Raw genomic sequence first — 23,679 nt, 5'->3', positions numbered from 1 at the left:
CCAAGCTCCGACCTCCCCGCACCCACACTCTAACGGACTTGCCCACCAACCGGCTCTTGCCAATCGCGTTCCCCGACCCCACGTCGTCCTCGGGCTTGACCCAAGCACCCCCACCCAAGCACTCTGCCCCCACCACGCCACCGCGAAAGGAAACCCCATGAGCCGCATCTTCATCACCGGTTCCACCGATGGCCTCGGGCTTGCCGCCGCCCGCACCCTCATGCACGAAGGCCATGACGTCGTCCTCCACGCCCGCTCCCGCGAGCGCGCCGCCGCCATCGCGGACACATCAGCCGCAGCCCTCGGCCTCGTCATCGGCGATCTCGCCAGCGCCGCCGAGACGCGCTCCATCGCCGAACAGGTCAACGCCATCGGCCGCATGGACGCCGTCATCCACAATGCCGGCATCTACCTCGAACGCAGCCGCGGCGAAACGCCGGAAGGCCACGCGAAAACGCTGGCGGTCAACGTGCTCGCCCCCTATCTCCTCACCGCCTGGATCACCCGCCCCGACCGCCTGATCTATCTCAGTAGCGGCATGCACCGCAGCGGCGGCAGCAGCCTTGACGATATCGACTGGAAGCGACGTCCATGGAACGCCAGCCAGGCCTATTCGGAAAGCAAACTCTACATCGCCACCCTCGCCGCCGCCCTCGCCCGCCACTGGCCGGATGTCTTCAGCAACGCCGTCGACCCCGGCTGGGTGCCGACCAAGATGGGCGGCGCCGGCGCGCCGGATGATCTTGAGATGGGGCATCTCACGCAGACGTGGCTGGCGACGAGCGATGATAGTGCGGCGAAGGTGAGCGGCGGGTATTGGTATCATCGGCAGCGGCGGGAGGCGGCGGCGGAGATTGGTGATATTAGGTTTCAGGATGCGTTGGTGGGGAGGCTGGCGAAGTTGACTGGTGTGCAATTGTTCCCACAGGGTGAGTGAGGCGTATACACCAATTGGACTCGCGCTTTTTATTTGAAGTTCAGTCACAAGCGAGGACTTTTCCTAGTTAGCCTCTTCTTTACAATGTACATATCGGCAAATATTCGGGATTTCAAAGAAGGGCTCAAGCATGGACAAAGATGATTGGAGAGACAGCGATAGCCAGAATATCTTTGAAATGTTCGTTGCCAACGGCGGTCCAGGGTTCTGGATACGTCGGACCACCTGGGGCCAGACCCTTGCGCGCATCATTCGCGTCGGAATGTTTACCAAGCCCGCTCCTTACTTCGGCAATCCGTCGGTTCTTATGGATGTCTACGATCTTGAGGGAGGTCTGAAAGAAGGCCTTGCGATAGTACCAGTCGCTGGTACCTACAAGACATGGCGAAGAATTGAAGCGCCGCTATGGGCGGCCCAGGCGAGATTACGACCGCTTGACGATCCCGCAATCGACATAGCACTGGCGGCCCTCGACCGAAAACGTGGCAAAGGAGGAAACAAAGCCGCGCATGCAGATTCAGCGCCGCACGTGGCGCGAGTACTTCTTTCGGTCCCGTACGCGCGCAAGGACGAAGCCAAGGGCATCGGGGCGCGCTGGTCACCGACGGACAAGAGTTGGTGGCTGCCGGCGGATGACAGTCCGGCACTTTCGAAGGCGCAGGCCCTCGGTTTTCTTGGTGTTTAGTGCGGTGGATCCCGACTGCGTGCCGACCAGGATGAGCGGTGCCGGCGCGCCGACAATCTTGAGATGGGGCATCTCACGTAGACGTGGCTTGCGATGGGCAATGATGGCGCCGCCGAGGTCAGCGGCGGGTACTGGCATCATCGGCAGCCGCGCCAGGCGGCGGTGGGGGATGAGAGCACGTTTGATGCTCTTTGGTTGCAACGACCGCAGTCACATTCCAGCGCTTTAAAAGCTCTTCACTGCGTAGAGCGTTTCTCGGAAGCTCATCTCTAGCTTCGAAAGGCCTTTTGGCAGTGGATCGTACGCCTTGCCAAGGCGCTGGATCGAATAATGATTGGCCAGTGCTTCAGTGCCGGATTGGAAGTCTCCCGCGCGCACGATTCCGAATGTGCCCTTCTTGAAGAAGGAGAGGTAACGCGAGCTGCGTCTTCCCCAGCAAGTGAGGGTGTTGTCTTCGAATATTCTGCACGGCATGCCGATCGTGGTGGGCATGGTGACAAGAGCGAGATCATAAAGACGAGCAACGGTTTGCCGCGTCTCGTCGAGATTTCCGTTGTTCGTTTTGTCCTTGCACTCGATGGCGACGATCGGCAGTCCTCTCGGATAGCCGCCGCCGTTCATTCGGATCGTGCGGGATATCGAGGCAGGAATGACTGAGATGTCGAGCTCGTGTTTCGCCTCGCTTCGACCTTTCCACTGTACACTGCCTCGAAGCTCAAGATTGAACGACGGGTCGCCTACTCGTTCCAGCAAAACAAAGGAAGGTCCGTGGGGGCTATTTCCTGGTATTTGTGACGGGCCAGCAGGTAAGGCGAACGGGGCACCAGGGGTTAAAGGTGTCCCGTCTCCCTGCCGTAGACTAACGTTCCACTGAGATAAAACTGATGCAGTCCTCGCGAGCCGCATGAGGACCCAGGCTTCCATCGCCTTGCCTGCACCCGAAGGAACTGCTGCGGGACCATGAGCGGCGCGGAATGCCCTAAGAAGGTTCCTGAGCTCACGCTTTTGAGCTGAAGGCAGCGCCACTAGGCCGCTCCATCTCGCGGGACTAAGAGGCGGGCAAGCCCTTCCTCCAGTTTGTCAATCGCCTCGGTGCTACGCGCCTGCACGCCCTCCAGCACCGGCGCCGGTTTGGCCACCGGCTCACCGTTGGTATCGATGAATATAATCGGCACGATACCGCCGCCGTTCAATTCTCCCGCGATATTTTCCGCCTCAGCCAATCTGCGCGCAGGTTCTGTCAAGCGCAGCTTCAGGAGCTTGACCGCTTCTCGCAACTGTTCGTCATCCGGAATCGGAATGCGCGCCGAAGCATCGTCGCCTTCCCCAAACTCACTTTCGCGGCCAAGCGCGATCTCCATCAAGATCTCTCCTGCCAGCACCGAAAACCCTTCCTTATCGAGCACGGCAACGAGGTCCATCACCTGTTCGTTCACAGCCATGTGCCTTCACCCACTAATTCAACTACCCTCAGCGCTTCAAACGACTTCGAAACAAGCATATCTGCAACCAACGACGTTTCGGGCCTCGCATGAGGTCTCCAATAAGCAGACATGCGTGGCAGTCTGCTCCGTACAGGTGGCGCTCCTCTGATCACCCACCTTCGTAAGCCCGAACCAGTAACGGCTGCGCCCTCTCAAAATCCGCCATCGACTTCAGCGTTACCTGCAGATCACCAGTACCAAAGTGGCCAACATTGCTGACGTCGCGCGTAAAGCCGCTTTCAAGCGCCAAGGTGTTTGGATCGAGCTTTAGAAAAAGCGTCACAGTCCGCGCCTGGGGATAGATCTCCATGCAGACGAAATTCTTCAACCGCTTAAATGCTGTGTAGAGTTTCAGTTCCTTTACCTGCACATCATCCCCGAGCCCGATCAGAAACTGGTGAACAGCGTCATAGATATCTCGAAGGTCAGCCGACGACTGCGATAACCGGTAGCTCATCCGTTGACTGAGATAGGGGTCGTTTTCCTGACTGGCATCGGCTGTGGGCTGCGGGGAACTTAGACTTTTCGCCTCGGCTACCACCTTGGGGCCATTGAGTTTACCGGTCTTCGGCACATGCACTAGTTCCAACATCAGCAGATTCTCACCGAACCGCCGGTAGCGGATCAGCTCGATGTTTCGGGCGATCTGCTTGACGGCGTGCTCGTCATAGCGCGTGAAGTCGCCGGCGATGCAGAGCAGTCGCGGAGCAGACCAATCCACGGAATTGGCCACGTCCTGGCCAAGGCGTTCCATAGCCAACCACTGGAATTCCTTGCGGTGATCAAGCAGCCAATCGAGGTAGAAAAGGCCCTGGTTGATGACGTTCTCGTTCACCGACCGCTTGTATTCGATGATGACCGGTGAGTTGTCCTCGTCCAGGCCGAGCGTATCGATCCTTCCGCCGTGTACGTGACCGGTCGAATGCTCGGTCGCCAAGAAACGGATGCCGAGCAGCGCCTCGAGATTAGCCTCGAACAGAACTTGCAGAGATTTCTCGACCTGCATGGCGCTGCCGGGCAACTCGCTCACCTGCGCGCCGCCGAAATGAAAGAGTTTGATATCGCTCAAAATTTTGCCCCAGGCCTGACCGCAAATTGTACTGGAATTTCTATTCGCTTTGTCGCCCTTGTCCAGATAATTTGCCGGCGAGGGTCGATTTGCTAGGATTGGGCCTCGACCCCGGCTGGGTGCCGACCAAGATAGGCGCCGCCGGCGCGACCGACGACCTCAAAATGGGGCACCTCACCCCGACATAGCTTGCGGCAAACGATGCAGAAACCGCCAAGGTCAGCGGCGGTTATTGGTATCACCGGCAGCGCCGGGAGGCGGCGGTGGAGGCTGGTAATATCGGATTTCAGAATGCGTTGAGGGGGACGCTGGAGGATTTGATGGGAATTCGGCTGTTCGGAGAGCGGGGTAAGGCGCCTTTGGAGGCGCTGATAGACGACGCCGGAAATCTGGCAATGCCGAGCCAAAGCCACTCCTGTGATGGGGATGAATGAGCCGCACCGATATGCTGAGGGGCAGCAGTTGTAGCGTTTGCATATTGCAACTTTTAATGGAACGCGATTAGGTCTCAGAGAGGGATAATGAGGGACTCACAATGAGAATCAGAGCAGTGGCCGCCGTCGCGTTGGCCGCCCTTGCCGGCTGCCAGGATAGTCCTGCTCCTAGGTCTATGGCCGTCACGCCTTACAAAGCAGGAACGAACCTGAGTGACAGGCAACTGGCATTTGACCAATGCCGAATCGCCTCGTTTCAAGAGATACCTCAATCCATGGCCACCAGCGTCACCCCCGGCTACTACAATCCAGGAACTTTGAACTGTTCGACAATCGGAGGCAACACGTCCTGTTACCGTAGTGGGAGGGTCGATGTCCCTGCCATCTCCAGATCGTATGATGAAAATGCCGGCTTGAGGGATCGCTACATTATGCGCTGCTTGGAAAATAAGAGTTACACGATGTTGTGGAACCTTCCTCTCTGCAAATCAGAGCCGGAACGGCAGGCGGCTGACAACCAGCCTCAGCCTGCAAGCTCGGACCAAGTCACGTGTAAATCTGCTGCGATACTGGATCGCTAACAGACGTCGCGCGTAAGAGCACCGTGCAATGATAGCTGAACTGATTATTTGCGTATCGCTGACCGTAGTGGATGGCGATACCGTGAAATGCGACGGGCAAAATATGCGGCTGCTGGGGGGAGGTATTCCGTTCGTTTCGGGCATCGACACGCCGGAGATCGGATCGCACGCTAAGTGTTTGAAGGAGCGAAAGCTTGCCCTGATCGCAAAGCGCCGCCTGAGAGAGCTACTGGCTGAAAAGGGATTGCGTGTCGTGCTCAGTGGCGCAGTGGACAAAACAGAGGCCCACCGGCCGCTCGTTAACATCTATCGAATGAACGGTGAAGAGATTGGGAAAACTCTGCTCCGGGAAGGGTTTGCCAGGGCGTGGAGCCCGAAGCGGCGGAATGACTGGTGCGGCTGACGGAGAAACTGGGTCAGCTGTAGAGTTGGCGGCGCTAATAGCGATGTATGCCATCTCGCCGAGTTGCAGAGCAATCGCGGTTTGCTCCCGTTACTTCTCTTAAGAAAAATTTCGTTGAGGAAATTTATTCGGTAAGCGACATGTTCAGCTTGCGTAGAATCGCATCAGCAGATTGAATACGCGATAAAATTGTCCAATATTTGGCGGGTTGCAGAGTGGCATTATCTCCGAACGAAATAAAATCACGAGCGGCAAGGTTTTCGAGAGAATGGGCCGGACACGGCTATGAAAAAGGACAAACTCAGCTTTTCTACCGAGAATTCTTTGATGTATTCGGCGTTCCCGTTCGACGAGTGGCTACGTTCGAGGAACCTGTAAAACACGCAGACACTCGAAAGCGAGGCTTTATCGATCTATTTTGGAAAGGAAAACTACTCGTCGAACAGAAAAGTATCGGGCTAGACCTGTCTAAGGCAAAAACTCAGGCTCTAGATTACTTTCCCAGCCTAAAAGATGATGAGCTTCCCAGGTATATATTGCTCAGCGATTTTCAGACATTCGAACTATACGATCTCGAAGCGGACAGCCCCGAAGGCGCTGAACTCAAGTTCCCCTTGAACGAATTAGCAAAGAATACCCATAAGTTTGGTTTCATAAATGGGCTTGAGAAAAAGACATTCAAGGATCAGGACCCCGTCAATATCAAGGCCGCTGAACTCGTCGGTGAGCTCCATGATGCTTTGGAAGATTCGGGTTACACTGGCCATGATCTAGAACGTTTCCTGGTCCGGATCGTGTTTTGTCTTTTTGCCGACGATACCGGCATCTTCGAACCCCGAGGTATATTCGAGGATTTGGTGGAGCGCCGGACCAATGTCGATGGATCTGACCTTGGCGGTTGGATCGCACAGCTTTTTCAAACGCTTAACACCCCTCAAGGTGGAGCCCGCCCAAAAACGTTGGATGAAGATCTTAACGCTTTTCCCTACATCAACGGGCAACTGTTCGGTGAAAACCTTCGTCTGCCGTCGTTCAACGCCGAAATGCGAGAGCGGCTAATGGCGACCTGCCGATTTGATTGGTCAGAAATTTCCCCGGCAATCTTCGGAAGTCTTTTCCAGTCGGTGATGGACCGGGATGAGCGGCGGCAACTAGGAGCACATTACACGAACGAAACGAATATCCTCAAAACAATCCAACCATTGTTCCTGGACACCTTGAGGGAGGATTTTGAACGGTTGAAGGCGCGAAAGGACACGCGCCGAAAAGCGGAACTGCAACGATTCCAAGAGCGCCTGGGGAATATGAAATTTTTTGACCCGGCATGCGGCTGCGGAAACTTTCTGATTATTGCTTATCGGGAACTGAGACTTCTTGAAATCGAGGTGGTTCGAGAGTTGATCGATTATGAGCGAGACGCAAGCGGCCAGTTCAGTGCTCCGCTTGATGTCTCCAACCTCTCTCGCATCAATGTCGATCAGTTTTTCGGAATCGAAATTGGTGAGTTTCCTGCCCGGATTGCTGAGACTGCCCTTTGGATGATGGACCACATCATGAACAACAGACTGAGTCTGGAATTCGGCCCTTATTACTCTCGTATTCCGCTGAAGAGCTCCCCCCATATTGTGGTTGGCAACGCGCTTGAGTTGGATTGGAATGAGGTTTTGCCTTCCGCAGAATGCTCCTTCCTCTTTGGCAATCCACCTTTTCGCGGGCACCAATGGCGGACTGAAGACCAGCAAGAGGACATGGCCCGTGTCTGGGGGAAAAAAGGCCAGGTAAATCGCCTTGATTACGTAACTTGCTGGTTTCGGAAAGCAGTTGAGTATTCGAGTCTCAATTCCAATATCGAAATGGCCTTGGTATCAACAAACTCGATTACGCAGGGCGAACAATGCGGCATCTTGTGGCCCTGGATTTTCAGTAAAGGAATCAAAATTCACTTCGCCCACCGAACGTTCCAATGGAATTCAGAGGCGCGGGGACGAGCAGCCGTTCATTGCGTGATAGTCGGAATGACACGGGACGATGGTCGAAAGTGCACCGTTTTCGAGTATGACCATGTACGAGGAAATCCGCACGCCTCACCTGTTTCCCGACTAAATGGATATTTGATCGAAGGTCCGCAGTATGCGGTCCCGTCCCGCTCAAAGCCGCCGAAGAACCAACTGCGGATGCACAAGGGTAGCCAACCTACAGATGGAGCGCGGCGGCGTAAGCCAGGTGGGGGTTATTATCCCCTGCAAAGCAACCTGATCCTCGACAAAGAGAGTCGTGATGAATTACTGAGACGCGACCCGACCGCTAAGAAATGGCTGCGGCCCTATGTTGGCGGCGACGAGCTAATTTCGGGGGAATGGCGTTGGTGTTTATGGCTCAAAGATGCTGACCCGAAAGAGATCCGAAACTCGCCCGCCATCCAAGAGCGACTTGAACGGGTTCGAAAGGGTCGCTCGGAAAGTCCGACCGCAAGCGTTCGAGCCTTCTCCAAATATCCGACTCTATTTACTCAGGACCGCCAACCTAACACATCCTATTTGGGCCTGCCTGAGGTATCATCGGAAACGCGCGACTACATTCCGATGGCAGTGCTGCAGCCAGAGGTAATCGCATCTAACAAGCTTCAAATAATTGTGGGAGCGCCGCTGCTCTATTTCGGTATTCTAACTTCAGCGATGCATATGTCATGGATGCGAACTGTTACCGGTCGAATGAAGAGCGATTACAGTTATGCACCTGCCGTTTATAACTCTTTTCCTTGGCCGGAACTTTCGGACACCAAAATCAAGATTGTTGAGGAGGCAGCGCAAAAAGTTTTGAACGCCCGCCTGGCTTTTCCCAAGGCCACACTTGAAGATCTTTACGATGCCGATAACATGCCGCCTTTGCTTCGCAAGGCGCATGAGAACCTCGACCGCGCAATTGACCGCTTATATCGGCGTTCTGGATTTCGCTTCGAGCGAGAACGGGTTGAACATTTGTTTCAACTCTTCGAGGCAGCCTCCGCGCCGCTAGATATTTCAAAAAATCAAAGGTCGCGTCCAAAAAAGCTCGCTGGGGCCTCTTATTAGTAAAAGCAATTTTGGTTGTTTCGATTGGCGGCAGCGGGTGGTCGAGCGGCAGAATAGAATCGTCGGCGTCAGATGTACTATGCTGTGCCTTGTCGTTCGACCACTTTGCTTTTCAATGTGTTATCTCAGCGAACCGCGCATCGAGTAGCTTATCAATCTCACGCCGGCGCCCTTCGGCCACGTAGTTGAGCATAGCAATAACGTCCGTATCGTCCAGCACAAGCATGTATCCCCGTTGGTCGTTTGCGGTGTCGCGGCAGCGCTTGATAATGGCTTCCCTGTCATCCATCGATCGGCAAAGCAACAAACCAAAGAAGCCCCGCTGGTGGCCGAATCGACCGGACAGCTGATCCAACTCAGGGTTTGCAATCTGTTTCTGATAGTTCTTGCACTCCACCGGCACGCTTACCGCCCGCGCTTGATTGCTGACGATCATCTTATGAAAAAATCCGGCCTCGGCGGAGTTCGAGAACCTGATATCAAGCCGCTTGCGGCCCTCATGAAGCTCCGCTTCCTTAACGGGCGTTATGAGCTGGGGATAAAAAAGAAAGGTGCAGATTGCGAGTGCGTGATCATGATACCTGGTTGCATCTTTATTACCTGTAGGAATTCCTGCGAGAGCGTTGGCCAAAAGAAGTGCATACTCACGTTCGTTAAAAGATTTATCGATGTCTTCCGATCCGAGTGGTCCCGCCGCTCCTTTCAAAGCCTTATAGATCTCAAGTATTTCTGGATGCATTACCACAAACGCAGCCAGGTCATCCTTGATTAATGGATGCTTCTCTTCGACCTTGTACTTATATACCACCTTCTTCTTGTTTTTAAGCGTTTCGACGAGGGCACCACCCGCTTGTAGATATTCCGATCGCAGAAACTCAATCATGTGCTTGTTGTAGAATTCTTGGCTATCTAAGCTAAGGCGAAACCGGACGGAAAACTTGGGAACCAGGAGGATAGGGCGCTGGCGGTGCCGGGGAAGCATAAGGGCCTGAGCTTCCCAGTCTCGTCTAGCCAGGTTCCAGATTGGCCCGAGAGCATTTATCGGTTGAAGTTTGACACCATGCAAGTCACATTGTTGAGCGGTATACTCTGCGAGTAAGCCTCTAAGGATATTCGTCGTGAGGTCGGAAATCATATCCGGTCCCACACCACGAATGAACAATTCTGCCTCCGAAATGTCGCTAATTAGGCCGGTATTGAAGGCACGGCTGTTGCGAAGAGCTGCTGCCAATAGCGCGGCCTTGTCATTGCCCCATCCTCTTCCGCTAGGCGCGCCTCTAGATTGCCCTAGGAAGGTCTCGTTAGGCTCATGCAGCTGGCTGAGCAGATGAATTACACGATGATCGTTTTCCTTTCGCAGCGCTGCCAACACTTCGACAAAGAACGATCGGATGTGATCAGTACACTTCGCGGACCATTCGTCCTCCCGTATCTGTATTGCGTACGGATCCAGGTAGAGACGAGTATCTTTACTAAGATCGATGTCTACGAAGTCAAAAGTTGATTGATTTCCTGAGATCTTAAAGACTTTACTGAACTGCGCCATAATTTTCCTCCGCACCCAACTTTCGCGGTCGCCGACAAACTGGCAATCCCTCCTCTGGGAGAACAGTTAATTATCCACAACCATTTGGTGAACGCCAAACATCCACGCGGCGTTACTGCGCGATTTTCTTTGATCGCCACATAAGCCTTCGTCCTTAACACCGGGCGACTAACGACCCTGCGAAGAACAAGGCCTTTTCGGTAAACTGAGGAGGACTAACTGGCGCGCGATATCATTCTGAAGCCGTCGGGAACCGCTCTGTCGCTCCTCCACGGCCGGCGCTTAGTCGGTGCAGGCGTTATCACAGGCGAACTGCCAACCCCCTGCGCTATATGATCAAGTTACTTCGGACGGCTTCGTGCACCCAAACATCTGCTGCAAACTTTTCCTTGAACCAATTCGTCAAGAACAGTTTCTTGGATGAAAAACTGGCTGGGGCGCCTGGATTCGAACCAGGGGATGGCGGTACCAAAAACCGCTGCCTTACCGCTTGGCTACGCCCCACCAGAGCTTTCGGCGCTAAGCGCCGGCTCAAATCGACGCCTGATTAGCAAAGCTCTCCGTCTGTCACAATGACTAAGTTGCGTACGCCGCAGATTTATGCGCTGCAGAGTGCCAAGGGCCGTGCTAGGAATGGGCGACGTCATCGGCCGCGAGATCATCGCCTTCATGGAAAGCCCCGCATTCGACCTTGCTTTCGAGCCGGCCTATGGGCGCGCCGTGCCGGTGGCGCCTCAGGTCGCGCGGATCACGGCGGAGAATCCCGGGCCTTTCACCTTTTACGGCACCAACAGCTATATCGTCGGCGGCTCCTCGGTCGCGGTCATCGATCCCGGGCCGGAGGACGAGGCGCATTATCACGCGCTGATGGCAGCGCTCGCCGGCCGGGAGGTGACGCATATCTTCGTCAGCCACACCCATCGCGACCACTCGCCGCTGGCCCGCCGGCTGCAGGCGGCAACGGGGGCGGTGACGGTGGGCCAGGGGCCGCATCGGCCGGCGCGGCCGCTCAGGGACGGCGAGATCAATCCCTTTTCCGAAAGCTCGGATCTCGCCTTCGTGCCCGATATCGCGCTCGGTGACGGTCAGACCCTATCGGGCGATGGCTGGGCGCTGACATCGGTGCCGACGCCGGGGCACACGGCCAATCATGCCGCCTTCGCGCTCGAAGGCCGCGATATCCTGTTCTCCGGCGATCATGTCATGGCCTGGTCGACCTCGATCGTCGCACCGCCGGATGGCTCGATGGCCGATTACATGGCCTCGCTCGAGCGGCTGATAGAGCGCCAGGACCGCCTGCTGCTGCCCGGCCATGGCGGGCCGGTCACGCAGCCCGACGCCTTCCTGCGGGGCCTGAAGGCGCACCGGCTGGAGCGCGAGCGGGCGATCCTCGAGCGCATCAGGGCGGGCGACCGAGGGATAACGGAGATGGTGAAGGCGATCTATCGCGATACCGATCCGAAGCTGCATGGGGCGGCCGCGCTTTCCGTGCTCGCCCATATCGAGGACCTCGTCGAGCGCGGCGAGATCGCGGCGGATGGGCCGCCTTCTCTTGCCGCCACCTACCGGCTGTTGTAAGCGGGAGATGGGGAGATTACCATGACGCGCGCCGCTTACAGCTATCGCGATGATGCCGATGTGCCGGATTTTGCCGATGACCAGCCGCTGATCGTCTTCGATGGCGAATGCGTCTTCTGCTCCGGCTGGGTGAAATTCGTGCTGAAGCACGACAGTGAGCGGCGATACCGCTTCCTCGCCGCCCAGACGCCGCTCGGCGAAGCACTCTACCGGCATTATGGGCTGAATGAGCGCGACTATGAAACCAATATCCTGATCGAAGGCGGCCGCGCCTTCTTCAAGTCGGACGGCACGATCCGCATGGTGGCCGGCCTCGGTTTTCCCTATTCGCTGGCGAAGGTCTTCCGGCTGCTGCCGCGCCGCCTTGCCGATGCGCTTTATGAATTCATCGCCCGCAACCGGCTGAAGATCGCCGGCCGCCAGAGCTGCATGGTGCCGACGGCGGAGCAGCGCAGCCGCTTCATCGCATGAGCGGCGAGCGGCTTTCGCTGCTGATCATCGGCGGCTACGGCACCTTTGGCGGCCGGCTGGCGCGGCTGCTTGGCGATGAACCGCGCCTCAGGCTGTTGATCGCCGGGCGCTCGCTTGAAAAGGCCGATGATTTCGTTGCCGATCTCAGATCGCCGAAAGATGGATCCGAGGGTCTCGGAAGCAGCGCGCTCGGGGCGAGCCTGCAGGCGGTGGCCTTTGATCGTGACGGCGATCTCGCCGAACAGCTGACGCGGCTGCGGCCGGATCTCGTCGTCGATGCCTCCGGGCCGTTTCAAAGCTTCGGGCAAGACCCTTACAAGGTGGTGCGCGCCTGCATCGGCCTCGATATCGATTATGCCGATCTTGCCGACAGCACCGGCTTTGTCGCCGCGATCGGCGGGCTCGATGCCGAGGCGAGGGCGAAGGGCGTTTTTGCGCTCTCCGGGCTCAGCAGCCTGCCGGCGCTTTCCTTCGCAGCACTCGATGTGATGGCGCCGCTGTTTGCCCGGATCGAGGCCGTGGCGGCGGGCATTGCCCCCTCCTCGCATGTGAAGATCGGCCGCAATGTCGTCGGCGCGATCGCAAGCTATGCCGGCAAAAAGGTGTCGCGGCTCAGCGATGGGAAGGCGTCGAGCGGGCATGGGCTGATCGAGGCGATGCGGCTGACGGTGGCGCCGCCCGGCGCGGTGCCGCTGCGCAGCCGGACATTCCTGCTGGTGGATGCGCCGGATCTGGCGCTGCTGCCGGCGCGTTTTGCCGGGCTGCAATCGAGCTTCACCGGCGTCGGTACCGAGCCGCAGCCGCTGCAGCGCCTGCTCGGCCTTTCCGCCCGGCTCGTCCGCATGCGGCTGCTGCCGTCGCTGACGCCGTTTGCGCGGCTCATGCAGCGCGCCAGCCATGCTTTTGCATTTGGCGAACATCGCGGCGGCATGTTCGTGCGCGCCAGCGGCATCGATGCCGCCGGCAAGCGGCTGACGGCGGGCTGGCATCTGATTGCCGAGGGTGATGACGGGCCGTTCATTCCTGTGATCGCCGTCGAGGTGCTGGTGCGCCGGCTGCTTGCCGGTGCGCGGCCGGCGCCCGGCGCGCGGGCCGCGGCCGGTGAATTGCGGCTTGCCGATTTCGAGGCGGCCTTCCGGCGTTTTTCGATCACCACCGGCATCCGCAGGGAATGCGAGGCGGAAGCCCAGCCGCTCTACCGGCAGATTCTCGGCAGCGCCTTCGACCGGCTGCCGCCGGCCGTTGCCGCCATCCATGCCGGCGGGGCGCGCACCGCCTCCGGCCGGGCGCAGATCGAGCGCGGTGGTGGCTGGCTGGCAAGGGTGGTGGCGCGGCTGATCGGCTTTCCCAAGGCGGGTGAGGATGTGCCGGTGACGGTACGCTTTGCCGCCGCGGGCGACGGGGAGATCTGGACGCGGACGTTCGGGGACAAGAGCTTCCGCAGCATCCTGGTGGAGGGCAAGGGCCGCGACCGGCATCTGCTCACCGAGGTGTTCGGGCCGTTCCGGGTGCTGCTCGCTCTGGTGCCGGAGGGGCAGAGGCTGCGGCTGGTGGTGCGCGGCTGGCGGTTTTTAGGGATTCCGCTGCCGCTGTTTCTGGCGCCGGGCGGGGAGACTTATGAGGAGGAGCGCGATGGGCGGTTTCACTTTCACGTCGAGATCGGCGGGCGGCTGACCGGGCTGGTGGTGCGGTATACGGGGTGGTTGGTGGTGGAGTGAGGGGATGCTGGCCCTTGATGCGCCGATGGCTGCCCCTCACCCTAACCCTCTCCCCGTAAACGGGGCGAGGGGACGTGCCCCGCGAGAGGTTAGTGGGGAACGGAGAGGTGGCGACTTGTCCCCTTCGCCCCGCAAGCGGGGGTCCGCAGGACGGGTCGAGCCCCGTGGCTCGACCCCGGTTGGTGGCGGCAGCCGGATGAGGGGCACGGCGATCTCCAGCCGCATGCCGCCCTCTCGCCAGCGTCACGGCGCGCCCTCTCTCCACCCTCATCCTGAGGTGCGTAGCCCACAGGGCGAAGCCTCGAAGGACGGGGCTGGCCACCGCAGCCACCCACCCTCGTCCTTCGAGGCCCCTTGCGGGGCACCTCAGGATGAGGGCTGGTCGTTGTGCCTTTCGCCTGCCAGCCTCTTTGCGGTGTGCCGTGGCCGCCCCCCTCTGCCCTGCCGGGCATCTCCCCCACAGGTGGGGAGATTGGCTGGGAGCGCTGGCTTCCCCAAACAACCGACGTTGCAGCGCGCCGGGACGGTAGAGGGGTGCGAAGTGCGAAGTTTGAGCCACTTGTGATCTCCCCACCTGTGGGGGAGATGCCCGGCAGGGCAGAGGGGGGCCGGCACGGCGCGCCCTCTCCATCCTCATCCTGGAGGTGCGTAGCCCGCAGGGCGCAGCCTCGAAGGACGGGGCTGGCCACCGCAGCCACAGCCGATGCCACTGAGCGTTCGGAGAGATGAGAGGCCTGTCGCCTGGTCAACCAACATAGAGCTTGTTCAAGGGGTGAGGCTCAGTCGCGTATTCCATGGAGAGAATTGAGATTGTCACACTGCTCAATAGCTGAACATCGATCTCACATTGCTCAGGAACATAGATATAAAGATCGTCCGGCCTTTTCTCTGCAGCGACACTCACACCTCCCTTCTTTCTAACGGCAAATGTATGGATGACTGAATTTTTAACGTCGGGCCGGATCTGCAGTACACATTTAACAACCCGATCAAACTCCAAAAAGTCATTCGGGACATGAAGAGAAAAGACCGTTCCTATGGGGAAGTCTAAAAAGTGGCAGCCGCCGACAAATTTTAGATAGATCTTACCTGAGCGCGTCTTGACGAAACCGGCTTCATCAAGTGTGTCCTGGTCAGACACAGTCAGAAAATCGCCCTTGCTTCCCATGACAGCTCCTTTGGTGCGGTATAAGAATGTCGAACCTGCCGCACCCTCTCCCGGCCCTTCGCTTTGGGCTCAGGGCGTTCGCCGCTGCAATCGATTCACTGGATCGATTGCTGCCGCCTCTGGCGGCACCGCGGCTCACCCACCCGCAAGCCCCAGCAGTTCGGCGTCCAGCGCCTTCAGATAATCGCCGGCGATTGCGGCGCTGAAGCCGAGGTCGTGTTGGCCGTAGCGGGAGGCGACGCGGATGTCGACGAAGGTGGTTTCGGCCTCTTCGCGCAGGCGGATGAGGATATCGAAGCGCAGGCCGAGGATCAGCGTGCGGTTGGTCGCCTGCAGCATGACGCCGTTGGCGCCGCGGATCAGCTTGGCGACGTCGTCGTCATAGGGGCGCGGCGTCGGCACGGGGATGATGCCGGGCGCATCGGCGACGGCCTCGTCGCCGGCTGCCGGTTGTGCCGGTCCGTCTTCCGGGTCGCGGTCCGGCTCTGTCGTGCCGGTGCTCCTGACGATGGTAAAGCCGCTCTGCTTGGCGACCTTGCGCACCGCCTCCAGCACGCGGTCGAGCGCGCCTTCATAACGCCGGCCGGTCAGCTCGGGATAGGCGGCCAGCTGCTTTTCGCGGTCCTCCGGTGTCACGAGGTTGCGCTTCAGCCAGATCTGATCGGCCTTCGGGGTCGACAGCCAGTCCGGGGCCGAGATCGGATCGGTGGAGACGTCGTAGATCGCGGGCAGCGTCATGTAACGCTCGGCGGCAAAGGCGCCGATGCCGAGCGGAAAGGCGGTATAGATCAGCGCGGCGAGCGCGGCCAGCCCGCCTTCGGCCCCCGTCATCCAGAGGCTGCGCAGGCCGACGGCGGCCAGCAGCGCGGCGAGCAGCGCGAAGCCGGCGGCGGTGAACAGCAGCAGCACGAGATAGGGGGTGGCAAGCCCGCCGAAGCGATGGGCGATCAGCACCGCCAGCGCCAGAACCAGGGAAAACGCCCCGAGCAGCCGCGAAACGCGGGCGGCGCTGGAAACGGGACGGTCGTAACGGATGGCCATCAAACTTACCGGTTGCTCGTCAGCGCCGCGCCCTCAACCACGCAAATCGCCATATCCCTGTTTAGAGCATGATGCCGAAAAGTGTGAAGCGGTTTTCGGACGACATCATGCTCTATTTCTTTGATTAAGAGCCTTTCCTGGTTAGATTGAAGCATTCTGCCGGAGCAGGTTTTCGTCAGGGCAGAGGCGATTGGCGATGGGCATACCCCTTGGTACGTCCGAGCCGATCGCCTCTGATCCTGGCGGAAACATGCCCGGCCTTTCAGGTTGGCTGAAACGGGCCGGCTGATCGACCGGCCGGCTTGGCCGTAGAACTGGGCTACGACGCGCGCCGGCCGGTCGACCATCCGACTCCGTTTGAGCCAACAGAATGCTTCAATCTAACCAGGAAAGGCTCTAGATCCGGATTCAGATTTTCGGCCAGCCCGGCCTAAAATGATCCGGATCTGGGCAAGATTCGGCTGAATTGAAACTGTTGTCTCGGAATATCCGATGGAATTCTCCTGACATGGTCGAGCCGATGGCCGGCCCGATTGATCAGCCCTTGCTGATATGTCGAAAACAGGTCATTCTGCCGCGGTTTCATCTCCTGATTTAAAGGCAAGGAGAGGCGGGATGATTTCACCCGAGATAGCAGCAAGGCCGCAGGCGTCTGCGCTTGGCGGGATCGACCACAGCGAACCGATGCTGCCGATGGAGCTCGTCGAGCTCGAACTTTCGCTCGAAGGTTATGCCGACGGCGATGCCGGTTTCTGCGAGGCGGTGCGCCAGGCGGCAGGCCGGGCGGGCGGCGAGCTTCTGTTCGACCTGCCGGCCGCAGGCCTTGTCGCCGATTGCCGGCGCATCGCGGTGCTGCGCATTCCCGATGGCGAAAGCGAGATGCGCGTCGTGCTGGCGCTGCTCGATTATGCCGGCACCGAAATCCGCATGCAGGCGCCCGACGCGGAGACCGCGCATCTGGTGCGCTTCGCCGATGCCTTCGTCGAAGTGCTGGAGCGGATCTGAAGCCTCGAAATGATGACCTACCGCCGCTCGGCCGCGGCCTCCGCCAGGCTGCGGAAGGGAAACTTGCGGCCGCATTCGCATTTCAGCATGAAGCTTTCCTGGTGGTTGGAAGCGCGCTGCACGCCAAAACCGCGCGGCAGCTGATCGACCTTGAAATCCGGATGCTTGCGCTTGGCATCGTCGATCTCCGAGGCCTCGGCAAAGCCTGTGTTGCCGCATTGCGGGCAGCTCAGTTTCTTCGAAAATCGATCGCGAATGGCCATGCTGGTTTCCATGCTTGAGAGGCTTCCTCATACAGAGGAATGCCCTTCATGCCTAGCAAGGTGGGCAGCGAAAGTGGAACCATCTATCCGGCATGCCGTTCCCATTTTGGAAAAGGAGGCGATCATGCCGAACAGAGATCCGATCCCGACACCGACGACCGACACGCCGCGCGGCCCGACGCCGACACCCGGCATTCCCGACCCCACGCAGCAGAAGCCGCCGCTGACGCCGGCGCAGGACCCGTCCGATACGAAGAACCCGCAGGATCCGCCGCTCGACCCGGCCCTGCTGCCGATCGGCGATCCGGCTGGGGCGGCTTAGCCTCCCTTCTCCCTCTGGCAGCGCATTTGGCGAACACCGCCCACCACACTCTCCGTCATCCCAGGCCTTGAGCCTGGGATCCATGCCACTGCCGCTGATGGATGCGGCGTGGATGCTCGGCTCAGGGCCGAGCATGACGGAGGGTGAGGTGGGCACACGCTTCCTCTGTGCGGAGTCTCCCCTACTCTGGCGGCGCGGGCCGAGCGTGACGGAGCGCGGGGCGGACACTCGCTCGTTCTTGTGCGGAGCCTCCCTACTTTGGCGCGTTAGGCGAAACGCCAACCACACTCTCCGTCATCCCAGGGCTTGACCCTGGGATCCATGCGACTGCTGCCGATGGGTGGGGTGGGCAGGAGACCCATTCACAGGCATCCCTGTCAGCCATCCGCCAGCGAAACCAGGGGCACGCCCCGCGCCTACAGCTTGACGCCCGCAGCCGAATGGCATTTCCTCAGGGAAAAGCAAGGAATAGCCCCGATGCGCATCGCTCCCCTCATCACGATTGCCACCCTGGCCGCCGGCCTGTCCGCCTGCCAGACGATGACGCCGGAGGAGCGGCGGGCGGCGGATGAGCGGCAGTGCCTGAGTTATGGCTTCCGCCGCGGCTCGGATGGTTTTGCCACCTGCCTGCAGCGCATCGATCTCGACCGGCGGGCTGAATCACGGGCGCAAAGTGCCGAGATGATGAACCGCATGGCCTGGGATCTGAACGGGCCCTATGTCTACCGCGATCGCTGGCGGTATCGTTACTGACCGCCGCAGCCGCCGACGGCTCTTTACCTCGCCGCTGAAATCACCGCCTGCGCCGCCGCGAGCCTCGCGATCGGCACGCGGAACGGCGAGCAGGAGACATAATCGAGGCCGATCGTCTCGCAGAAGCGGATCGAGGCCGGGTCGCCGCCATGTTCGCCGCAGATGCCGAGCTTCATGTCGTTGCGGGTGCGCCGGCCGCGTTCGGCGGCGATGCTGATCAATTCGCCGACCCCGTCGAAATCGAGCGAGATGAACGGGTCGTGCTCGATGATGCCCTTGCGCTGATAGGTGGGGATGAAGGCGGAGGCGTCATCGCGCGAGATGCCGAACGTCGTCTGCGTCAGGTCGTTGGTGCCGAAGGAGAAGAATTCGGCGGCTTCGGCGATCACGTGGGCGCGCAAGGCTGCGCGCGGCAGCTCGATCATCGTGCCGACGAGATAATCGATCTTCATGCCGGCCTCGCGCATGACGTCGCCGGCGACGGCATCGATGCGCGCCTTGACGTAATCGAGCTCCGAGCGCAGGCCGACCAGCGGCACCATGATCTCGGGCACGACGGCAGCGCCCGTCTCATGGGCTGCGGCCACCGCCGCCTCGAAGATGGCGCGGGCCTGCATTTCGACGATTTCGGGATAGGAGATCGCCAGCCGGCAGCCGCGATGGCCGAGCATCGGGTTGAACTCGTGCAGTGCATCGACGCGCTGGCGCAATGCGAGTGGCTCCATGCCCATGGCGAAGGCAACTTCGGCCACCTCGTCATCGGTCTTCGGCAGGAATTCGTGCAGCGGCGGGTCGAGCAGGCGGATCGTCACCGGCAGGCCGTGCATGACGGTGAAGAGGCCGGTGAAATCCGAGCGCTGCATCGGCAGGAGCTTGTCGAGCGCCAGCCGCCTGCCCTTCTCGTTTTCGGCCAGGATCATCTCGCGCATGACATGGATGCGCTCGCCCTCGAAGAACATGTGCTCGGTGCGGCAAAGGCCGATGCCCTCGGCGCCGAAGGAGCGGGCGGCCATCGCATCGGCCGGCGTATCGGCATTGGTGCGCACCGTCATGCGGCGGGCGCGGTCGGCCCAGCCCATGATGCGGCCGAAATCGCCGGATAGTTCCGGCTGGATCATCGGCACCTCGCCCTTCAGCACCTGGCCGGCCGAGCCGTCGATGGTGATGATGTCGCCCTTCTTCAGGGTGACGCCGATGCCGAGCAGCCGCTCGTTGCGCTGATCGATGCGCATGGTGCCGGCGCCGACGACGCAGGGCGTGCCCATGCCGCGGGCGACGACCGCCGCATGGCTGGTCATGCCGCCGCGGGTCGTCAGGATGCCTTCGGCGGCATGCATGCCGTGAATGTCTTCCGGGCTGGTCTCGACCCGCAGCAAGATCACCTTGCGGCCCTCGGCCTCTGCCTCGACCGCCTCTTCGGCGGTGAAAACGATGGCGCCGGTCGCAGCCCCCGGCGAGGCCGGCAGGCCGGTGCCGATGACCTGGCGGGTGACACGCGGATCGATCGTCGGATGCAGGAGCTGGTCGAGGCTCGAGGGTTCGATGCGCAGCACCGCCTCCTCCTCGGTGATCACGCCTTCATCGACCATGTCGACGGCGATCTTCATCGCCGCCCGGGTCGAGCGCTTGCCGGCGCGGGTCTGCAGCATCCACAACTTGCCGCGCTCGATGGTGAATTCGATATCCTGCATGTCGCGGTAATGGACTTCGAGCTCGGAACAGATGCGGCTGAGTTCGTGGAAGGCCTCCGGCATCAGCTTTTCCATCGAGGGTTTTTCCGAGCCGGAGGAAATCCGCCCCTCCTCGGTGATGCTCTGCGGCGTGCGGATGCCGGCAACGACATCCTCGCCCTGCGCATTGACGAGGAATTCGCCGTAAAGCGCCTTTTCGCCGGTCGAGGGATTGCGGGTGAAGGCGACGCCGGTCGCAGACGCATTGCCGAGATTGCCGAAGACCATCGCCTGGATGTTGACGGCCGTACCCCAGCCGTCGGGAATATTGTGGAGCTGGCGGTAGGTGACGGCGCGCGCGCTCTTCCAGCTGGAAAAGACCGCGCCGACCGCGCCCCAGAGCTGAACCTCCGGATCCTGCGGGAAGTGCTGCTCCAGCTCCTCCTCGATCAGCCGCTTGTAGAGGGAGACGATGTGCTGCCATTCGGTGGCGCTGATCTCGGTATCGAATTCATGGCCGAGCCTCGCCTTCTCGTCTTCGAGGATTTCCTCGAAGGCGTCGTTGCCGAGGCCCATGACGACATCGGCATACATCTGGATGAAGCGGCGGTAGCTGTCCCAGGCAAAACGCGCGTCGCCGGCATCGTGGCCGAGCGCCTGCACGGTCTCGTCGTTGAGGCCGAGATTGAGCACGGTGTCCATCATGCCCGGCATGGAGACGCGGGCGCCGGAGCGCACCGAAAGCAGCAGCGGCTGACTGACCGAGCCGAAATGCCGGCCGGTGATCGCCTCGATCGCCGCTATGCCGGCGCGAATTTCGGCCTTCAGCCCGTCCTCGATATGGCCGCCATTCTTGTAATAGGTCTCGCAGGCCCGGCTGACGATCGTCAGCCCCGGTGGAACCGGCAGACCGAGCGCGCACATTTCGGCGAGATTGGCGCCCTTGCCGCCCAGAATTTCGTGATCGCGCGCGCCGCCCTCAGCCTGTCCGTCGCCGAACCTATAGACCCACTTGGTCATCTTCCCCCCAACACCACGGAGGGATCAGCGTGATCCCTCAGACTGCCGACAACGCCGAGTAAAAGGCGACATCCGTCAACAAACTTAGGGACTAGCTTAATCCCTTGGAGTTCAAATGAAAATCGACAAATGCGGCAAAATGTTGCGTTGCACAATAAATCTTGCACGCCGTCAGCGGTCGAGACGATGAGAAGGAAATGAAGAAGGCACAAAAAAAGCTTTGCGGGGCTGCAACATTGCCCCGCAAAGCCTTGTTTCCGTCCGGCCAGGAAAACCGGACGGGGGGTCCCGCAACCCGGAACGGTTCCTGGAACCGCTCCGATCCTTGTTTTCCGCAATGCTTGGAAAGCCGCCTTACGCCCCCGTCATTGCTCAAAACAGCTCCCCGGATTCTTGCCCTCTACCCGGAAAGCGCATCGCAAATTTCGACATCCGCAACGCTGAGCGCCCGCCATTTTCAGCGAAGTAATCAGGTTGCGTTGAAACAACTTCTAATGCAAGTCAGCGAAAAGAGCATCACCCAAATGGGGTACGGGGCGCAAGACAGCCGACCTTTTTTGGTGTTTATCGCCGAAAGCGCGAAAAATGCGCGCGATTTGTTGGCTCGAGGCCCTCAAGGCCGGGCTAATCCTTGTTACCGGTCGGCGGATGCGGCCCGACCAGAGATGTCCTCTTGATTTCGATAGACGGCGACGGAATTGGCCCACTCTCGGTCGTCGCAGGCCTTCGACCTGGAGTCACGCCACGGGCGGCGATCTGCATCTTCCGCCGCTTGAGGGGAGACGAAGGTTGGCCGCCTCCCTTTTTATCGGGGTGGCTTCATCTCGGCCTGAGCAGGATGCCGCCGGTGCCGGCCGGCGCTGCCGGCCGTTTCGGAGCGGCGGCAACCATGTTAAGTCAATCGCGCCGTTGCATGAGGACGGCTGTTTCAGAGATCAACGAAATGGGCGTCAGAAACTATCTGATCGAAGGCGTTTCCGGCGCCGGAAAGACTGCGGTGGCCGAAGAGCTGCAGCGGCGCGGTTACCATGTCGTCCATGGCGACCGGGAGCTTGCCTATTGCGGCGATCCGACGACCGGGAAACCGGTGGACGGGCCTGCCGACGAGCGCGTGGCGGACCGCAGCGCATGGGTGCACGCGCATCACATCTGGGATGTCGGGAAGGTCAGAGCCATGATCGTCGATCGGCGCAGCCTCATCTCCTTCTTCTGCGGTGGCTGTCGCAATCTTCCCCGTTTCGTCGATTGGTTCGACGCCGTCTTCGAGCTCGATGTCGATCTCGACACGCTGAAGCGGCGGCTTGCCGCAAGGCCCGAAGACGAGTACGGCGGACGACCGGCCGAACGGGCGCTGATCATGCGATTGCATGCGACGAACGAGGATGTCCCGAAGCATGCGCAGCGCATCGACGCCACAGCGCCGCTCGCCGTCATCGTCGACGAGATCCTCTCGAAATGCGGCGAGACAGAAGGCTGACGCGCGGCGCCGGCAGGGCGGATCCCTTGTGCCCTCTGCGGAGCCGCGGCAAGGATTATCCCGAATATAGATGTCGGAATCCCGTCCGGCCGGACGTCTTCAGGACGGACAGCGATGGAGGAAGCGATGACGATTACCATTACCGCCTTTGAACGTTCGCCCGACCGCGGCCGCGGCCTGGCGCGCGACATGCGGGTTCGCTGGGCGCTCGAGGAAGTGGGGCAGCCTTACGAGGTTCGTCTCGTCTCCTTCAAGGCGATGACGGAGCCGGCGCATCTGGCGCTGCAGCCTTTCGGGCAGATCCCGACCTATGAGGAAGGCGATCTCACCCTGTTCGAGTCCGGCGCGATCGTCCTGCATATCGCCGAGCGTCACGGCGGCCTGCTGCCGGACGAAACCAATGCCCGGGCGCGGGCGATTTCATGGATGTTTGCCGCGCTCAACACCGTGGAGCCGCCGGTCTTCGATCACAGCCTCGCCAGAATCCTCGAACGTGACCAGCCCTGGTACGAGCAGCGCCTGCGCGCACTCGAGGAGAGCATCCGCAAGCGGCTGGACAGCCTTTCCGCCCGCCTCGGCGATGCCGACTGGCTCGATGGCGCCTTCAGCGCCGGCGACCTCTTGATGGTCACGGTGCTGCTGCGGCTGAAATCATCCAACATCCTGGATGAATACCCGAACCTCGCCGCCTATGTCGCCCGCGCCGAAGCCCGCCCGGCCTACCAACGCGCCTTCGCCGCACAGCTGGCGGTCTTCCAGGCGGCATCGAGTGGGTGATCGGGGGGCATGCCGGGTCGGTGAACAGTCCCACGGTAGCCGAGTGGCTTGGTTGTGGATCCCAGGGTCAAGCCCTGGGATGACTGAGAGTGTGGTTGGCTTTGCCGCCAGACGCACCGGCGATGCAGCTTGCGGCTCCGCGCTCGGTTGATCGCGCCCGGCGCGGCTCGTGTCTCCTGGCACCACCTCTGCTCCGTCCACTCGGA

Annotated in this window: 21 protein-coding genes, 1 tRNA gene and 2 pseudogenes; 15 read left to right on the top strand and 9 right to left on the bottom strand. The window is 60.1% G+C overall.

The genetic code is table 11. The features are described from left to right. The first annotated feature begins 157 nt into the window (after positions 1–157). The 3 genes and pseudogenes from N2597_RS03245 to N2597_RS03235 form a co-directional block, all read left to right on the top strand. Complete coding sequence (locus tag N2597_RS03245; RefSeq protein ID WP_183599123.1) at positions 158–937, top strand: SDR family NAD(P)-dependent oxidoreductase; 780 nt, start codon at positions 158–160, stop codon at positions 935–937. Positions 938–1,067: 130 nt separating this feature from the next. Then, complete coding sequence (locus N2597_RS03240; protein ID WP_183599125.1) at positions 1,068–1,622, top strand: DUF5710 domain-containing protein; 555 nt, start codon at positions 1,068–1,070, stop codon at positions 1,620–1,622. Further along, positions 1,621–1,895 (top strand): annotated as a pseudogene (locus N2597_RS03235) (hypothetical protein); the annotation flags it as partial. The gene N2597_RS03240 and the pseudogene N2597_RS03235, both read left to right, overlap by 2 nt. Here the strand turns inward: N2597_RS03235 and N2597_RS03230 are convergent. The 3 genes from N2597_RS03230 to N2597_RS03220 form a co-directional block, all read right to left on the bottom strand. Continuing rightward, positions 1,848–2,648 carry a hypothetical protein gene (locus tag N2597_RS03230; RefSeq protein WP_183599127.1) on the bottom strand — a complete coding sequence of 267 codons (801 nt, stop codon included), beginning with the start codon at positions 2,646–2,648 and terminating at the stop codon, positions 1,848–1,850. The pseudogene N2597_RS03235 and the gene N2597_RS03230 sit on opposite strands and share 48 nt — an antisense overlap. After that, entirely contained in the window at positions 2,648–3,064 is a 417-nt protein-coding gene (locus N2597_RS03225) for a hypothetical protein (RefSeq protein WP_183599129.1), read from the bottom strand. Before N2597_RS03225 ends, N2597_RS03230 begins: the two co-directional genes overlap by 1 nt. A 151-nt stretch (positions 3,065–3,215) precedes the next feature. Next, positions 3,216–4,175, bottom strand: coding sequence for a DUF5655 domain-containing protein (locus N2597_RS03220; RefSeq protein WP_183599131.1), 960 nt, complete (start codon positions 4,173–4,175; stop codon positions 3,216–3,218). Between the two features lie 101 nt (positions 4,176–4,276). Between N2597_RS03220 and N2597_RS03215 the strand changes: the two are divergent. From N2597_RS03215 to N2597_RS03205, 3 genes and pseudogenes are all read left to right on the top strand, one after another. Continuing rightward, positions 4,277–4,525, top strand: a pseudogene (locus N2597_RS03215) (SDR family NAD(P)-dependent oxidoreductase); the annotation flags it as partial. A gap of 693 nt (positions 4,526–5,218) precedes the next feature. Further along, complete coding sequence (locus N2597_RS03210) at positions 5,219–5,593, top strand: thermonuclease family protein (RefSeq protein WP_183599133.1); 375 nt, start codon at positions 5,219–5,221, stop codon at positions 5,591–5,593. Positions 5,594–5,808: 215 nt separating this feature from the next. Further along, positions 5,809–8,664 carry a class I SAM-dependent DNA methyltransferase gene (locus N2597_RS03205; protein WP_183599135.1) on the top strand — a complete coding sequence of 952 codons (2,856 nt, stop codon included), beginning with the start codon at positions 5,809–5,811 and terminating at the stop codon, positions 8,662–8,664. A gap of 112 nt (positions 8,665–8,776) precedes the next feature. Here N2597_RS03205 and N2597_RS03200 read toward each other — a convergent pair whose 3' ends face one another. After that, positions 8,777–10,210, bottom strand: a complete 1,434-nt coding sequence (locus N2597_RS03200; protein WP_183599137.1) for a DUF8370 family protein — start codon at positions 10,208–10,210, stop codon at positions 8,777–8,779. Between the two features lie 429 nt (positions 10,211–10,639). Further along, positions 10,640–10,714 (bottom strand) — tRNA-Gln (locus N2597_RS03195). 165 nt (positions 10,715–10,879) lie between these two features. Between N2597_RS03195 and N2597_RS03190 the strand changes: the two genes are divergently transcribed. From N2597_RS03190 to N2597_RS03180, 3 genes are read left to right on the top strand one after another with little or no spacing between them, the layout of a single operon-like run. Beyond that, positions 10,880–11,788: an MBL fold metallo-hydrolase gene (locus N2597_RS03190; RefSeq protein ID WP_183599175.1), complete on the top strand. Its 909-nt coding sequence runs from the start codon at positions 10,880–10,882 to the stop codon at positions 11,786–11,788. 21 nt (positions 11,789–11,809) lie between these two features. Next, a complete protein-coding gene (locus N2597_RS03185) occupies positions 11,810–12,259 on the top strand; it encodes a thiol-disulfide oxidoreductase DCC family protein (RefSeq protein ID WP_183599139.1) in 450 nt (149 codons plus the stop codon). Further along, entirely contained in the window at positions 12,256–13,977 is a 1,722-nt protein-coding gene (locus N2597_RS03180) for a saccharopine dehydrogenase family protein (RefSeq protein WP_183599141.1), read from the top strand. Before N2597_RS03185 ends, N2597_RS03180 begins: the two co-directional genes overlap by 4 nt. 745 nt (positions 13,978–14,722) lie before the next feature. Here the strand turns inward: N2597_RS03180 and N2597_RS03175 are convergent. Together N2597_RS03175 and N2597_RS03170 are read right to left on the bottom strand one after the other, a co-directional pair. Beyond that, positions 14,723–15,145 (bottom strand): hypothetical protein, encoded by a 423-nt coding sequence (locus tag N2597_RS03175; RefSeq protein ID WP_183599143.1) that lies wholly within the window; start codon positions 15,143–15,145, stop codon positions 14,723–14,725. 135 nt (positions 15,146–15,280) lie between these two features. Continuing rightward, complete coding sequence (locus tag N2597_RS03170; protein ID WP_183599145.1) at positions 15,281–16,186, bottom strand: DUF1499 domain-containing protein; 906 nt, start codon at positions 16,184–16,186, stop codon at positions 15,281–15,283. Positions 16,187–16,801: 615 nt separating this feature from the next. Between N2597_RS03170 and N2597_RS03165 the strand changes: the two genes are divergently transcribed. Next, on the top strand, positions 16,802–17,191 hold the full coding sequence (locus N2597_RS03165) for a hypothetical protein (RefSeq protein WP_039618348.1): 390 nt from the start codon (positions 16,802–16,804) through the stop codon (positions 17,189–17,191). A 17-nt stretch (positions 17,192–17,208) separates the two neighbouring features. Here N2597_RS03165 and N2597_RS03160 read toward each other — a convergent pair whose 3' ends face one another. After that, positions 17,209–17,454, bottom strand: coding sequence for a hypothetical protein (locus N2597_RS03160; protein ID WP_039618346.1), 246 nt, complete (start codon positions 17,452–17,454; stop codon positions 17,209–17,211). A gap of 124 nt (positions 17,455–17,578) precedes the next feature. Between N2597_RS03160 and N2597_RS03155 the strand changes: the two genes are divergently transcribed. Both N2597_RS03155 and N2597_RS03150 read left to right on the top strand, forming a co-directional pair. Further along, on the top strand, positions 17,579–17,776 hold the full coding sequence (locus N2597_RS03155; protein WP_086156433.1) for a hypothetical protein: 198 nt from the start codon (positions 17,579–17,581) through the stop codon (positions 17,774–17,776). A gap of 477 nt (positions 17,777–18,253) precedes the next feature. After that, positions 18,254–18,529, top strand: a complete 276-nt coding sequence (locus N2597_RS03150; RefSeq protein WP_096762569.1) for a hypothetical protein — start codon at positions 18,254–18,256, stop codon at positions 18,527–18,529. Positions 18,530–18,552: 23 nt separating this feature from the next. Here the strand turns inward: N2597_RS03150 and ppdK are convergent, their stop codons facing one another. After that, positions 18,553–21,219: a pyruvate, phosphate dikinase gene (gene ppdK, locus N2597_RS03145; RefSeq protein ID WP_183599147.1), complete on the bottom strand. Its 2,667-nt coding sequence runs from the start codon at positions 21,217–21,219 to the stop codon at positions 18,553–18,555. 197 nt (positions 21,220–21,416) lie between these two features. Between ppdK and N2597_RS03140 the strand changes: the two genes are divergently transcribed. The 3 genes from N2597_RS03140 to N2597_RS03130 all read left to right on the top strand — a co-directional run bounded on the left by N2597_RS03140 (position 21,417) and on the right by N2597_RS03130 (position 23,473). Further along, a complete protein-coding gene (locus N2597_RS03140; RefSeq protein WP_183599149.1) occupies positions 21,417–21,896 on the top strand; it encodes a hypothetical protein in 480 nt (159 codons plus the stop codon). A 266-nt stretch (positions 21,897–22,162) separates the two neighbouring features. Next, positions 22,163–22,696, top strand: coding sequence for an AAA family ATPase (locus N2597_RS03135; protein ID WP_183599151.1), 534 nt, complete (start codon positions 22,163–22,165; stop codon positions 22,694–22,696). A gap of 126 nt (positions 22,697–22,822) precedes the next feature. Further along, positions 22,823–23,473: a glutathione S-transferase family protein gene (locus N2597_RS03130; protein WP_086156087.1), complete on the top strand. Its 651-nt coding sequence runs from the start codon at positions 22,823–22,825 to the stop codon at positions 23,471–23,473. The last annotated feature ends 206 nt before the right edge of the window (positions 23,474–23,679 follow it).

It is taken from the genome of Rhizobium sophoriradicis (genome assembly GCF_025200795.1).
Lineage (GTDB): Bacteria > Pseudomonadota > Alphaproteobacteria > Rhizobiales > Rhizobiaceae > Rhizobium > Rhizobium sophoriradicis.
Note: the sequence above shows the minus strand (reverse complement) of the source record. Positions and strands in the feature narration are given on the sequence as shown.